The 13,848-nt window shown below is 68.7% G+C and carries 9 protein-coding genes; 2 read left to right on the top strand and 7 right to left on the bottom strand.

What is annotated here, in order from left to right; translation table 11 throughout:
• Positions 1 to 2: 2 nt before the first annotated feature.
• The 3 genes from QZM15_RS02290 to QZM15_RS02300 all read right to left on the bottom strand — a co-directional run bounded on the left by QZM15_RS02290 (position 3) and on the right by QZM15_RS02300 (position 5,365).
• Entirely contained in the window at positions 3 to 1,232 is a 1,230-nt protein-coding gene (locus QZM15_RS02290; RefSeq protein ID WP_226222215.1) for an efflux RND transporter periplasmic adaptor subunit, read from the bottom strand.
• Between the two features lie 36 nt (positions 1,233 to 1,268).
• A complete protein-coding gene (locus QZM15_RS02295) occupies positions 1,269 to 4,436 on the bottom strand; it encodes an efflux RND transporter permease subunit (protein ID WP_302105701.1) in 3,168 nt (1,055 codons plus the stop codon).
• A gap of 185 nt (positions 4,437 to 4,621) precedes the next feature.
• Entirely contained in the window at positions 4,622 to 5,365 is a 744-nt protein-coding gene (locus QZM15_RS02300; RefSeq protein ID WP_099317405.1) for a Crp/Fnr family transcriptional regulator, read from the bottom strand.
• Between the two features lie 168 nt (positions 5,366 to 5,533).
• Here QZM15_RS02300 and QZM15_RS02305 point away from each other — a divergent pair, with 168 nt between their 5' ends.
• On the top strand, positions 5,534 to 7,186 hold the full coding sequence (locus QZM15_RS02305) for an acyl-CoA synthetase (protein ID WP_302105702.1): 1,653 nt from the start codon (positions 5,534 to 5,536) through the stop codon (positions 7,184 to 7,186).
• A 37-nt stretch (positions 7,187 to 7,223) separates the two neighbouring features.
• On the opposite strand, the gene QZM15_RS02310 is transcribed toward QZM15_RS02305, so the two are convergent.
• The 3 genes from QZM15_RS02310 to QZM15_RS02320 all read right to left on the bottom strand — a co-directional run bounded on the left by QZM15_RS02310 (position 7,224) and on the right by QZM15_RS02320 (position 10,508).
• Positions 7,224 to 9,206 carry a methyl-accepting chemotaxis protein gene (locus QZM15_RS02310; RefSeq protein ID WP_302105703.1) on the bottom strand — a complete coding sequence of 661 codons (1,983 nt, stop codon included), beginning with the start codon at positions 9,204 to 9,206 and terminating at the stop codon, positions 7,224 to 7,226.
• A gap of 138 nt (positions 9,207 to 9,344) precedes the next feature.
• Complete coding sequence (locus QZM15_RS02315; protein ID WP_060311006.1) at positions 9,345 to 9,776, bottom strand: YqaA family protein; 432 nt, start codon at positions 9,774 to 9,776, stop codon at positions 9,345 to 9,347.
• A 75-nt stretch (positions 9,777 to 9,851) separates the two neighbouring features.
• Positions 9,852 to 10,508: a LysE family translocator gene (locus QZM15_RS02320; protein ID WP_302105704.1), complete on the bottom strand. Its 657-nt coding sequence runs from the start codon at positions 10,506 to 10,508 to the stop codon at positions 9,852 to 9,854.
• 284 nt (positions 10,509 to 10,792) lie between these two features.
• On the opposite strand from QZM15_RS02320, the gene QZM15_RS02325 reads away from it, so the two are divergent.
• Positions 10,793 to 11,275: an Lrp/AsnC family transcriptional regulator gene (locus QZM15_RS02325; RefSeq protein WP_006479115.1), complete on the top strand. Its 483-nt coding sequence runs from the start codon at positions 10,793 to 10,795 to the stop codon at positions 11,273 to 11,275.
• 810 nt (positions 11,276 to 12,085) lie between these two features.
• Here the strand turns inward: QZM15_RS02325 and QZM15_RS02330 are convergent.
• A complete protein-coding gene (locus QZM15_RS02330; RefSeq protein WP_302105705.1) occupies positions 12,086 to 13,735 on the bottom strand; it encodes an IclR family transcriptional regulator in 1,650 nt (549 codons plus the stop codon).
• Positions 13,736 to 13,848 lie beyond the last annotated feature (113 nt).

Raw genomic sequence — 13,848 nt, forward strand, 5'->3', positions numbered from 1 at the left:
ACTCACGACTTCGCTCCCGCGACGGCCGAGGCCGGCTGCGCCGCCGGCGCCTGCACGACGACCCGGTCGCCAGTCGCGAGCGCGTCGCCCGGGTTCGCGACGAGGCGGTCGTTCGGCGTGATCGGCCCGTCGACTTCGAGCGTCTGGCCGATCGTGCGCACGACCGTCACCTGTTTCAGATGAACCTGGCCGCTCGCATCGACGGCCGCGACCGTCGGGCCTTCGGCGCGGAACAGCAGCGTATTGGCCGGCACCTGCAGGCGGCCGACCGGCGTCATCGGCAGCGTCGCCTGCACGTACGCGCCGGGCAGCAGCCGCCCGTCCGGGTTCGGCAGCGTGATCTCGATCTGCAGCGAGCGCGTCGCGACGTCGATTGCCTGCGACGTGCGCGTGATCGTGCCGTCGAAGGTCCGGCCCGGCAGCTCGGCCTGCGCGACGCTCACGTGCTGGCCGACCTTCACCTGCTGCGCATACGCCTGCGGCACCTGCACGTACAGGCGCAGCCGGTCGGCCTGCACGACCGTGAACAGCGCGCGGCCCGCGTTGCCGGAATTGACGAGATCGCCGACGTCGATGTTGCGCTGCGTGACGATCCCGTCGATCGGCGCGACGATCCGCTGGAAGCCCTTCAATTCGGTGAGACGGCGCACGTTCGCATCGGCCGCCGCGAGATTCGCGGTGCCCTGGTTGAACGCGCCTTGCCGGTCGTCGAGTTCCTGTTGCGACACGGCATCGCGCTGGCGCAACTGCTGCGCGCGGTCGAACGACGTCTTCGCGAGCGCGAGCGACGCTTGCGCCTGCTGGCGCTGCGCGGTGGCCTGCGCGAGTTCCTGGTTCAGCTCGGGCGTGTCGAGTTCGGCGAGCGTTTGCCCCTGTTTCACGTGCGCGCCGATGTCGGCCTGCCAGCGCAGCACGTAGCCGCTGGCGCGTGCATGGATCGGCGCCTCGACGAAGCCGCGCAGCGTGCCGGGCAGCGTCAGCTTGCCGCCAGTGGCCGCGTCGACCGGATGCACGACGCTCACATATTGGCGCGCGTTCTGCTCGGCGACCGCGTCGAGGTGATGCCGGTTCAGCACGTTGACGACGATGGTGCGCGCGGCGCCCGCAACCAGCAGCACGCCGATCACGATCACGACGAGGCGCCCGCGTCGCGACACCGACGCGCGCGTCGGCAGGTGCATGCCGTGTTCGTCCACCTGGATGCCGACGGCGCTGTGATGTTTCTCTTCCATGAATTCAACCAATTCAACCGGGTAGTGGGGCGAAAGTCAGTGTCCGGCCTGGCGCGCGCGCCGCCGGGCCAGCCGCGCATGCACGCCGCCGAACACGAGCGGCACGAACAGCAACGTCGAAACGGTCGCGAACAGCAGCCCGCCGATCACCGCGCGGCCGAGCGGCGCGTTCTGCTCGGCGCCTTCGCCGAGACCGAGCGCCATCGGCACCATCCCGATGATCATCGCGAGCGCCGTCATCAGCACCGGCCGGATCCGCGTCGCGCCGGCCTCCAGCGCGGCCGTGAGCGGCGGCGCGCCGGCCGCGAGCCGTTGCCGCGCGAACGACACGACGAGAATGCTGTTCGCGGTCGCGACGCCGACCGTCATGATCGCGCCCGTCAGCGCGGGCACGCTCAGGTGCGTGCCGGTGACGAACAGCATCCACGCGATGCCGGCGAGCGCGGCCGGCATCGCGCTGATGATGATCAGTGGGTCGAGCCACGACTGGAAATTGACGACGATCAGCAGGTAGACGAGCACGATCGCCATCGCGACGCCCGCGCCGAGGCCGAGATACGACGTGCGCATCGTCTCGATCTGGCCGCGCATCGCGAGGGCGGTGCCGCGCGGCAGCGTCGCGCGCGCGTCGGCCACGATGCGGTCGATCTCGCCCGCGACCGCGCCGAGATCGCGGCCCTCGACGCTCACGTATACGTCGATTGCCGGGCGGATGTTGTAGTGCGTGATCACGGCGGGGTTCGCGGTACTGCGCACCTGCACCAGGTTGCCGAGCAGTTGCAGCGGCGTGCCCGTGCGGCCGCTGGCGGAGATCGGCGTGCCGAGCAGATCGTCGACCGACGACAGGTTGTATTGCGGGGTCTGGATCTGCAGCGGGTACTGGACGCCGGTGCGCGGGTTGATCCAGAACGACGGCGTCGTCTGCGAGCTCCCCGACAGCGAGATCAGCATGTTCTGCGCGACGTTCTGCGCGGAGAGATTGAGCTGCTGCATGCGCGTACGGTCCATGTCGGCCAGCAGGGTCGGTTCGTCGTTGCGTTGCAGTACATGCACGTCGACGGCGCCGGGGATTTGCCTGATCTTTTTCATCAGGCCGCTCGCAATGGTCATGTTACTCGCGAGATCGTTGCCGAGCACCTGCACGTCGATCGCGGCCGGCTGCCCGAAGTTGAGGATCTGCGTGATGATGTCCGACGGCTGGAAGAAGAACTCGACGCCCGGGAAGCGCTGCGGCAGCAGCGTGCGCAGTGTCTGCACGTAGTGCCCGGTCGCACGGTGGCCGGGCTTCAGCGCGATCAGCAGCTCGCCGTCGAGCGTACCGATCGTGCCGGCGTTGCTGTACGACAGGTTGATGCCGCTCACCGGCAGGCCGAGGTTGTCGACGATCGCGCCGAGCTCGTCGGGCGGCACGGTTTCGCGGATCACGCGTTCGACCTGGTCGGCGAGCCGCGCGGTTTCCTCGATCCGGTAGCCGGTCGGCGCGCGCACGTGCAGCCGGAGGTTGCCGGAATCGGCGTTCGGGAAGAAGTCGCGGCCGAGCACGAATACGAGGCCCGTCGACAGCACGCAGAAGCCGAGAAAGCACAGCGCGTAGAAGCGGCGGCGCACGAGCAGGATGCTCAGCAGCACGATGTACCACGCGCGCAGCCGTTCGAACGCGTGGTTGAACGCGTGATGGATGCGCGCGAAACGCGACGTCGAAGGGCCGGGGCCGGTGCTCGCCTGCTGCGGGCGGAACAGCAGCATCGCGAGCGTCGGCACCAGCGTGCGCGACAGCACGTACGACGCGAGCATCGCGAATACCACGGCTTCCGCGAGCGGCACGAACAGGAAGCGCGCGACGCCGGTCAGGAAGAACATCGGCACGAACACGATGCAGATGCACAGCGTCGACACGAGCGCGGGTACCGCGATTTCGCCGGCGCCTTCGAGGATCGCGTCGTGCAGGTTCGTACCGAGATGGAGATGCCGCTCGATGTTCTCGATCGTGACGGTCGCATCGTCGACGAGAATGCCGACCGCGAGCGCGAGCCCGCCGAGCGTCATGATGTTGATGGTCTCGCCGAGCGCTGACAGCGCGATCAGCGACGTGAAGATCGACAGCGGGATCGAGATCGCGATGATCAGCGTGCTGCGCCAGTTGCCGAGGAACAGCAGGATCATCATCGCGGTCAGCACGGCGGCGATCAGCGCCTCGTGGATCACGCCCTGGACGGCCGCGTTGACGAACACCGACTGGTCGAACAGCGGCGTGATTGCGAGCCCCTCGGGCAGCGTCGGGATCACCTTCGGCAGCAGCGCCTTCAGGTCCGACACGACCTTGAGCGTCGACGCGTCGCCGCTTTTCAGGATCGAGATCAGCACGCCGCGCTGGCCGTTCTGGCGCACGACGTTGGTCTGCGGCGCGAAGCCGTCGCGCACCGCCGCGACCTCGCGCAGGTAGGTCGTCGCGCCGTTGATCGTCTGGACCGGCAGGTTGCCGATGTCGGCGACCGTATCGGCCGACGCGTTCGTGTCGATCCGGTATTCGGTCTGGCCCATCTTCGCGGTGCCGGTCGGCAGCACGAGGTTCTGCGCGTTGACCGCGTTGACGATGTCGGCCGGCGTGAGGCCCTTCGCCTGCAGCGCCTGCGGGTCGAGGTCGATCGCGACCACGCGCGTGCGGCCGCCGTACGGGAACGGAATCTGCACGCCGGGCACGGTGATCAGCTGCGGGCGCAGGAAGTTGAGCGCGATGTCGGCGAGCGACTGCTCGCTGAGCGTCTTGCTCGACAGCCCGAGCTGGATCACCGGGATGCTCGACGCGGAATAGGTGATCACGAGCGGCGGCGTCGCGCCCTGCGGCATCTGCCGCACGATCGCCTGCGCGGACGACACCGTCTGCGCGATCGCTGTCTGCACGTTCGCGCCCGGTTGCAGGAACACCTTGACGACCGCGATGCCGGGCAACGACGTCGATTCGACGTGCTGGATATTGTTGACGGTCGTCGTCAGGATCCGTTCATGCACGGACGTGATGCGGTTCGTCATCTCCGTCGCGGAGAAGCCGTTGTAATTCCAGATCACGCTGATCACGGGGATGTTGATCGCGGGCAGCACGTCGACCGGTGTGCGCATCAGCGCCAGCGGGGTGGCCAGCACGATCATGATGGCCATGACGATGAACGTGTAGGGGCGCCTGAGCGCGAGATTGACGATCCACATGGAGGCGGCGGGACAGGCGGTGATCGGGCGGCGGTGAAGGGAACCCGAATGATAGGCGTCGGCCCGCAACGGGTTACTGTCGCGAAACTGGCGGAATTGTCAGGTTGGGGCGTGGCGGCGTTCGGCCGATTCCGCAGACGGAATGCGCGGCTGCGATGGCGACGGTTCCGCGCATCGGGCGGCGCTCACAGCTGCTCCATGCCGAAACGCGCGAGCGCATCGAGATCGACGACGTCGATCTGGTTGTACGCGAGCCGCAGCGCGCCGAGCTTCTCGAGCTGCTGCAGCGCCTGGTTGATCCGCTGGCGCGACACGCCGACGAGCATCCCCAGTTCCTCCTGCGAGATCGACAGCGACGGGCCGGTATCCGGATACAGCGCGGGGTTGAAGAGCTGCGCGAGCGCCTGCGCGACGCGCGCGTCGACGTCGAGCAGCCGGCTGTTCTGGATCGACGCGATGAATTCGCCCATCCGGTTGTTCAACTGATGAATCACGAAGCGCGTGAACGGCAGGCTCGTGTCGAGCAGCGCATGGAACGTGTCGACCGGCACGAACAGCACGGTCGAGCGCTGGATCGCGACGACCTCGTATTTGCGTAGCTCCCGCTTGATCACGCTGCCTTCGCCGAACCAGCCGCCTGACGGCACGCCGGAGAACGTGCAGCCGCGCCCCGACACGTTGAAGATCGCAAGCTTCAGCAGCCCCCGATGGACGCCGATCCAGTATTCGGACGGCGCGAGCCGGTGCGCGATCACGTCGCCGGCGTCGCACTGCGCGACGTGCGACTGGGCCAGCACGAGCGCCTGGTGTTCGGGCGCCAGCGTGCGGAACCACGCGCACTGGCCGAACAGCGTCGCCAGCGGCGGCAACGGGCCCGGTTCGGGAAGCGTGTCGGCCGGGGCGGCGGCCGCGTCGAGGTGGTCGTGCATGGATGCGGGTTTGCGAGGATAGGGATAACGCGCAGCGCTCGCGCGGCACTCTGTCGTTTCGATGACAGACGGCTCACAATAGCGCCCGTTAGGCTGTCGGCAATTGAACCACATCAAAACGATCCGGGGTGCATGCGCCCCGGTCGACAGAACACGGGAGACAGGATCATGACGCAGATGTTCGAGGCCGGGCTCGGCCGCCGCGACGCCAACTACGTACCGCTCACGCCGATCGATTTCCTGATCCGCGCGGCCGAAGTCTACGGCGAGCGCCTCGCGATCGTGCACGGCGACGTGCGGCGCACGTGGGGCGAAACCTGCACGCGCGCGAAGCAACTGGCGAGCGCGCTCGCGCAGGCCGGCGTCGGGCGCGGCGACACGGTCGCGGCGCTGCTGCCGAACATCCCGGCGATGGTCGAGGCGCACTTCGGCGTGCCGATGGCCGGCGCCGTGCTGAACACGATCAACACGCGGCTCGACGTATCGTCGGTGCTGTTCATGCTGCGTCACGGCGAGGCGAAGGTGCTGATCGTCGACACGGAATACGCGGAGGTCGCGCATCGCGCGGCGCTCGAGGTGCCGGGCCTGAAGATCGTCAGCGTGGCCGACGCGATGCCGGCCGACCCCGAGCGTTTCGCGGGCGCGACCGACTACGAGGCGTTCGTGGCCGGCGGCGACCCCGACCATGCATGGACGCCGCCCGCCGACGAATGGGAGGCGATCGCGCTGAACTACACGTCCGGCACGACGGGCGACCCGAAGGGCGTCGTCTACCACCATCGCGGCGCGTATCTCGCGGCGATCAGCAACATCCTCGAATGGGACATGCCGAAGCACGCGGTGTATCTCTGGACGCTGCCGATGTTCCACTGCAACGGCTGGTGTTTTCCGTGGGCCATCGCGGCGCGCGCGGGCGTGAACGTGTGCCTGCGCAAGTTCGACGCGAAGACGGTGTTCGACCTGATCCGCCGCGAGCGCGTCACGCATTACTGCGGCGCGCCGATCGTGCAGAGCGCGATCGCGAACGCGCCGGCCGAGCTGCGCGAAGGCATCGACCACACGGTGCACGCGATGGTCGCGGGCGCGGCGCCCGCGCCGGCCGTGATCGCCAAGATGAAGGAGATCGGCTTCGACCTGCTGCACGTGTACGGGCTGACCGAGGTCTACGGCCCGGCGACCGTCTGCGCGAAGCAGGCGCACTGGGATGCGCTGCCCGACGAGGAACGCGCGCGGCTCAATGCGCGCCAGGGCGTGCGCTACCACCTCGAAGCGGGCGCGACGGTGCTCGATCCCGACACGATGACGCCGGTGCCGGCCGACGGCGAGACGCTCGGCGAGATCATGTTCCGCGGCAACATCTGCATGAAGGGCTACCTGAAGAACCCGAAGGCGACCGACGAGGCGTTTCATGGCGGCTGGTTCCATACCGGCGATCTCGCGGTGCTGATGCCGGACGGCTATATCCGGATCAAGGATCGCAAGAAGGACATCATCATCTCGGGCGGCGAGAACATCTCGAGCATCGAGGTCGAGGACGCGCTGTACCGGCATCCGGCCGTGGCCGTGGCGGCCGTCGTCGCGATGCCCGACCCGAAATGGGGCGAGGTGCCGTGCGCGTTCGTCGAGCTGCGCGAAGGCGCGAGCGCGACCGAGGCGGAAATCGTCGCGCACTGCCGGCAACTGCTCGCGGGCTTCAAGGTGCCGAAGGCCGTGCGCTTCGGCGAGCTGCCGAAGACCTCGACCGGCAAGATCCAGAAGTTCCAGTTGCGTCACGCGGTCGGCTCGAACACGGCGATCGACCTGGCGGGCGACAAGAAGTAGGCAGCGCACCCGGCCGTGGCCGATCATCGGGCGTCGGTCACGCGCCGCGTTCGAGCCGGAACACGCTGACGGCGTCCGACAGTTGCGCGGCCTGCTCGCGCAGCGCGACGGCCGCGCGCTCGGCATCCGAAATCAGCGTCGCATTCTGCTGCGTCGCTTCGCCGATCTGCGTGACGGCCAGGTTCACCTGCTCGATGCCGGTCGATTGCTCGCGCGACGCGGCGCTGATCTCGCCGATCAGCGTGCGCACCTGGTCGACCCGCGCGACGATGTCGCGCATCGTGCCGCGCGCGGCGTCCGCGATCCGGTAACCCTGTTCGACGGTCGTCGACGATTCGGCGCTCAGCGCGTCGATCTCCTTGACCGCGGCCGCGCTGCGCTGCGCGAGCGCGCGCACCTCGGCCGCGACCACCGCGAAGCCCTTGCCGTGCTCGCCGGCGCGGGCAGCCTCGACGGCCGCGTTCAGCGCGAGGATGTTGGTCTGGAACGCGATGCCTTCGATCGCGCCGGTGATCTCCGCGATCCGGCGCGTCGCGCGGCCGATGTCGTCCATCGTCGCGACCACGCGCTGCACCGCGGCGTCGCCGTTCGTCGCGGCGGCCGATGCGTCCGCGACCAGCGCGTTGGCTTGCGCCGCATGCTCGGCGCTCTGCTGCACGGCGGCGGTGATCTGCTCCATGCTGGCGGCCGTCTGCTCGACGCTGCTCGCCTGCGTCGCGATTCGCGCGGCGATGTCGCTGCTGCCGGCCGCGATGCCGACCGTGCCGTGCGCGATGTCGGCCGCGCCGTTGCGCACCTGCGCGACGATTCGCGCGAGGCCGTCGCCGATCCCGTCGACCGCCTGCACGAGCCGGCCGATCTCGTCGTTGCCCGCGCTGCCGTGCGCGGCCGCGCCGTCGCGGATGCGCACGCTGAGATCGCCCGCCGCATAGCGCTCGGACGCGCGGGCGGCGGCTTCCAGCGGCCGGCTCACGACGCGTCGCACGACGATGACGAACAGCATCGCGAACGCGGCGACGAGCGCGGCGCCGATCATCAGGAAGCGGTTGCGGGTGGCGCGCATCGTGGCCAGCAGTTCGTCGTCGAGCGCGATGCCGCCGACCAGCCATTGCCACTGCGGAATCGTCGTGAAGGACACGAATTTCGCGGTTGGCCCGGTGTCGTGCGCGGCCGGGTCGGTCGACGTGTACGCGAGCCGCCCCTGGGCCGCCGCGAGCATCTGCGAGTAGGGCGCGCGCGTGTCGTCGGCCCGTTGGCCCGCCGCGTCGGGATGCACGACAAAGGTGCCGCGCGACGGCCCCTGCGATGCGTCGAGCACGAAGTAGTAGCCGTTGTCGCCGATCTTCAGCGAGCGGATGCCGTCTTCGACGAGCTTGAGCTCGGCGCCGATGTCGAGGCCGACGAACAGCGCGCCGATCACGCGGCCGCTCGCATCGGTCACCGGCTTGTACTGCGTGATGTACGGCCGGCCGAACAGCTTCGCGAGGCCCGTGTAGCTGCGCCCGGCGACGAGCGGCGCATATGCGGGGCCGGCGCGGTCGAGCTTCGTGCCGACGGCGCGCGCGCCGTCCTGCTTCTTCAGCGACGTCGTGATGCGCACGAAATCGTCGCCGTCGCGCGCGAAGATCGTCGCGATCGCGCCGCTTTTCTTCAGGAACTGGTCGGGAATCGAGTAGTCGAGGTCGAGCGGCTGGCCGCCCGCGAGCAGCGTCGGCGCGGCGACGCCGCCGATATCGACGGTGCGCGCCGGGTCGAGCGAGAAATCGGCCGGCAGGAAGCTCGCGAACAGCGACATCGAGCGGTTGGCTTCGGCGCTCAGTGCCTTGTCGAACAGGTCGACCATTGCGCGGATCGACTGCTCCTTGTCGTCGATCCGCTGATGCGCTTCGTCGGCGAGCTGCTGGCCGGCGAAATGGGCGAGCGTCCACGCGAACACGGTAAACAGCAGGGCGACGAGCGCGCACGCCAGCGCGGCCAGACGCGCGCCGACGCTCACTCGGCCCGATTGGGTCATTCTCATGAGACATCCTGAGTGGGAGTGAGAGGAGGCGGAACGCACGCGTCACCGCTCGTGGACCCGTTAATACGGCAACTTTCGCGAAATCTTTAGCGGGCGTCGCGGATCACGGGCCCGCAGGCGGGCGAGGGGGGGCGGAGATCAGTGCGTGACGACCCACGCGACGGCCAGATAGCGGCCGACCTTCGCGATCGTCACGATGACGAGAAAGGTCGGCAGCGGCTCGCGCAGCACGCCGGCGATCATCGTCAGCGGATCGCCGATCACCGGCGCCCAGCTCAGCAGCAGCGACCAGCGGCCGTAGCGTGCATACCAGCGCTCGGCGCGCGCGAGCGCGGACGGCTTGACCGGAAACCAGCGGCGCTCGCGGAAGTGCTCGATGCCGCGCCCGAGCGCCCAGTTGATCGCCGAGCCGGCGACATTGCCGATGCTCGCGACCAGCACCAGCGCCCACACGGGTTCGCGCCCGGCGAGCAGCAGGCCGGCGAGCACGGCTTCGGACTGGAGCGGAAACAGGGTCGCGGCGACCATCGACACGGCGAACAGGCCGCCGTAAGTGAGCAATTCGGACATCGCGCGATTGTACTGGCGGCGTCGCCGCCGGTGCGGGGTGTCGCGGTCGCGTGGAAACGAACGCGTCGGCGGTTCTCAGTTCCAGCCGACCATGATCGCGCCCATCCCGACGAGCAGCCCGCCCGTCACGCGGTTCATCGCCCGCATCCGCGCCGGCCGCTGCAACACGCGGCTCAGCCGGTGCGAGAACAGCGCCATCGACGCAACGCCGCCCGCGAACAGCAGCGCGAACGTCGCGGCGAGCAGCAGGTATTGAAGGTTCAGGCTCCAGTCGGCAGTCGGGCTGATGAACTGCGGAAAGAACGACGGAAAGAACAGCAGCGTCTTCGGGTTCAGCCCGGAAGTCGCGACGCCACGCCAGAACAGCGCGCGCCCGCTGTCGGTGTCCGGCGCGGCGCTTGCCGTTGCGGCGCCGGTGTCGGCCGGTGCCGCGGCTGCGCCGGCCGGCGTGCGGCTCAGCCATTGCTTGCCGCCGAGCCAGACGAGATATGCGGCGCCGGCCCAGCGCAGCACGGTCAGCGCATGTTCGTCGAGGTGGACCAGCGAATTCAGGCACAGCGCGGTCAGCGCGAGTTGCAGCAGCACGGCGAGCGTGCCGCCCCAGACGCACGGCAGCGCGCGGCGCCAGCCGGTGCGCAACGCCTGGTTCATCGTGAGCAGGTTGACCGGGCCGGGCGCATAGATGAGGACGACGGAAGCGGCGAGGAACGACAGATAAAGCTTGAACGACATACGGACTGGCAAGGAACGGGGAAGCAGGCACCGGCCCCGCACGCGGTCGGATAGGCGTGCGGGCGGCGGGGAATCGCATGCCTGCCGGCCGGCGCCGCAACTCGTGATTGCGGCCGTGCGTCCCGCTGCGACGGGTGATCGCGGGGAGCGTGCCGGGCAGCAGGCATGGAGAAAATGTATCAAGCGGCCCGGTTAAAAGGCTTCCTGTTTTCCAGCAAAACGGCGCTGAAACCGGAATGGCGTTCAGATAGAATCGGGTTTTTCAGTAGAAAATTCTTCTCGTCATGGCTACCCGCGAACGCACGCCGAAAACGCTCGACAATCAGGACCGCAAGATCCTGGGTGCATTGCAGAAAAATGCGCGCCTGTCGAATGCAGAACTCGCCGAACAGATCGGCATGTCGACCACCGCCTGCTGGAACCGCACGCGGCAACTCGAACTCGACGGCTATATCGACGGCTATGTCGCACTGGTCAACCAGCGCAAGCTCGGCTACGCGGACATCGTGATCCTCGAAGTCACGCTCGATCGCCACGAGGACGACGCGCTGGCGCGCTTCGGCGCCGAACTGGCGGCGCTGCCGGAGGTGCTCGAGGCGTATCTCGTGTCGGGCGAATACGACTACTGGATCAAGGTGGCGGTGGACGGCACGGCCGGCTACGAACGCTTTCTGCGCGAAAAGCTGTACCGGATCTCGAGCATCCGGCACAGCCGCTCGATGTTCGCGCTGCGATGCATGAAGGACGTGCCTTCGATTCAGGTGTGACGGGGAATTGCTGGCGAGGCCGTCGTCGCGGCGGGCGGCGATGCGGCGCGGCGCTTGCGCGGAGGAAACCGGCGCAGGGCCGACAGGGAGGGCTCGCCGGGGAAAGGGCCCGCGGATACACGAAAACGGATGAATCTTCCGTCCGCGATGGCCGGGCACAATCGCGCGCCGGCGGGGAATGGTTTCTCGCCGAAGCGACCGGTTTACACCGATCCGCGCCGATAACGGATGAATCGGCGCCGGTATCGGCCTGAAACACGGCCTCTCAAGACGATCTTGAAACGCTCGCCGCGCGGTGAGCGTGTTCGGCAGGGCGCGCCGGGCCTCTTGCTACACGACCGGCGCGGCAACAGCCGCTGCCGGCGTGCGTCAGCGCAAGCGAATCAGGCGGCCGGCGCTCCGGCGGCCGGCAATCCCGCAGTCTGGCTGCCCGCTCAGCGCGGCAGGCGCGCGTGTGCTTCAGCGATAACTTCGCAGTTCTCGAGGTGCAGCGCCCAGGCCTCTGCCAGCAGCTCGCCAACGCGTGCGAGCCAGCCAGTGGATTGGGTGGAACGATCGGAGACATTAGACGTTTGCATGACGAAGCCCCATATAGGTGGCGAGTTAGGGATAACCCTAATCATAGCGAAACGTCACCGCCTTGTGAAATTCGATTTCGTTATATGAGAATTTCTGACAGTTTATGTTGCTGCTGCGCAACATGAATATCGGCTGCCCGGGCGTATCGGATAGGCGTGACGAGGCCGTGCCGGCACGGCCTCACGGGGCGAAAGGAAGGGATTCGAGCGTACGTTCGGGAAAAGCGCGCGATTACCGGCCGATCCACCCGAAGCGCCACGACAGCCGCCGCGTCGCGGCCCGCAGCGTCCGGGCCAGCTCGCTGTCCGGCCCGCGCGGGAAGCCGCGCGACGCACCGATGATCGCGATCACAAGCCGGATGCTGCCGGTGTGATCGAACACGGGCGCGGCGATCGTCCCGATACCCGGCACCGGCGCGTCGAACGCGAAATCGAGTTCGTCCGCGCGGATCGCCGCGAGCCGTGCGCGGAACGCCGCGTCGTCGGGTGCTGCGGACGCGCCGGCGAGGCGCACGGGCTCGTTGGCGAGCAGATCGGCCAGCACGTCGTCGGACATGCCGGACGCGAAAATCCGCCCGATCGCCGTATTGACGAGCGACATCACGGTGCCGACCTGCAGGCTAACGTGCTGCGGCCGCGCCGATTCCTCGAGCCGGATCACGGTCGGCCCGAGCGGCCCGAGCGTCGCGGCGGCCACGCTCATGTCGGTCGCGCCGGCGAGCGCGACGATCTCGGCTTCCGCGTCGCGCGTCGGCGATACGCGCTGCATCGCGATCAGGCCGAGCGCCTGCGCGAGCGGGCCGCCGTCGAAGCAGCCGGCGTCGTCGCGGCTCAGCAGGCCGATCTTCTGCAGGCTGACGAGATGCGGAAACGCCTTCGCGGCCGGCATGCCGGCCGCCGTCGCGAGATCGCGCAGCGGCAGCGCGCGGCCCGCCGAGACCAGCGCGAGCAGCAAGTCGCCGGTGCTGTCGAGGGCATTGATCCCGCGTTGCGCTTTCGCGTCGTCGGCGAGCGCGGGCGGCACGCGCGCCGCGGCCAACGCCGGCGCGGGCGTCGGCTCCGCATGCACCGCGCCGAGCGACGCGGTCGCCTGACGCGCCGCGTCGCGCAAGGCCGCCGCGATCGGCCCGTTCCAGTCGACATCGATCGATCCCGTCGAACCGATCACCGTCAACGCGAGTTGCAGGCGCCCGTGTGCATCGAAAACAGGCACGCACATCCCGCTGACGCCGGGGCTGGGCCGGTCGATGCTGCGGTCGATGCCGCGCGCGCGGATCGCGTCGAGTTCGACGTGCCGCGCATCGGCGTCCGGCGCGGCCGGCTCGCGTTCGGCGCCGGCGAGCGTATCGCCCGCGCCGGCCTGGCTGGCCGCCATCGCGTCGAGTTGCGCGGCGTCGCCGAACGCGCGGAACACGCGGCCGGTTGCCGTCGTGTCGAGCGACATCACCGAACCGACGTGCAGGTTCACGTGCAACGGATAGCCGCCGTGCTCGATGCGCACGATCGTCGGGCCGAGCACGCCCGGCACCGACAACGCGACGCTCAGGCCGACCGTTTCCGCGAGCCGCACCGCATGCGGCAGCGTCGCGCGATAGGCCGGCTGTCGCTCGATCGACATCAGCCCGAGCCGCAGCGACAGCGGGCCGGGCTCGTAGTTGCCGGTGATCGCGTCGCGTTTCACGAGCGCGAGCCGCGTCAGGCTCACGAGATAGGTGTGCGCCTGCGCGGTGGAGAGGTCGGCCGCCGCGGCCAGCTCCGACAGCCCGAGCGGCTTGCGCCGGCGCGCGAGCGCGTCGAGCAGCCGGCCGCCGACCTCGACGCTCTGGATGCCGCGCTGCGCCTTGGGCGGCGCATCGTCCGCGCTGACTTCGTGGTTCTGCACGCGATGATTCTTCCGTTGACGAAACCCCGCATGGTATCCGACGCCATTTCTCGCGCCAGCCCGCAGGTTTACCTGTATTAGACAATAGCAAGCGTATTTGCCATTGACAAATA

Origin of the sequence: Burkholderia sp. AU44665, from assembly GCF_030504405.1 — a bacterium.
Classification (GTDB): domain Bacteria; phylum Pseudomonadota; class Gammaproteobacteria; order Burkholderiales; family Burkholderiaceae; genus Burkholderia; species Burkholderia semiarida.

What these genes read in the sequence shown, in the direction of transcription:
- QZM15_RS02290 (WP_226222215.1), bottom strand. Translation starts at nt 1,232, where the DNA reads ATGGAAGAGAAACATCACAGCGCCGTCGGCATCCAGGTGGACGAACAC.
- QZM15_RS02295 (WP_302105701.1), bottom strand. Translation starts at nt 4,436, where the DNA reads ATGTGGATCGTCAATCTCGCGCTCAGGCGCCCCTACACGTTCATCGTC.
- QZM15_RS02300 (WP_099317405.1), bottom strand. Translation starts at nt 5,365, where the DNA reads ATGCACGACCACCTCGACGCGGCCGCCGCCCCGGCCGACACGCTTCCC.
- QZM15_RS02305 (WP_302105702.1), top strand. Translation starts at nt 5,534, where the DNA reads ATGACGCAGATGTTCGAGGCCGGGCTCGGCCGCCGCGACGCCAACTAC.
- QZM15_RS02310 (WP_302105703.1), bottom strand. Translation starts at nt 9,206, where the DNA reads ATGAGAATGACCCAATCGGGCCGAGTGAGCGTCGGCGCGCGTCTGGCC.
- QZM15_RS02315 (WP_060311006.1), bottom strand. Translation starts at nt 9,776, where the DNA reads ATGTCCGAATTGCTCACTTACGGCGGCCTGTTCGCCGTGTCGATGGTC.
- QZM15_RS02320 (WP_302105704.1), bottom strand. Translation starts at nt 10,508, where the DNA reads ATGTCGTTCAAGCTTTATCTGTCGTTCCTCGCCGCTTCCGTCGTCCTC.
- QZM15_RS02325 (WP_006479115.1), top strand. Translation starts at nt 10,793, where the DNA reads ATGGCTACCCGCGAACGCACGCCGAAAACGCTCGACAATCAGGACCGC.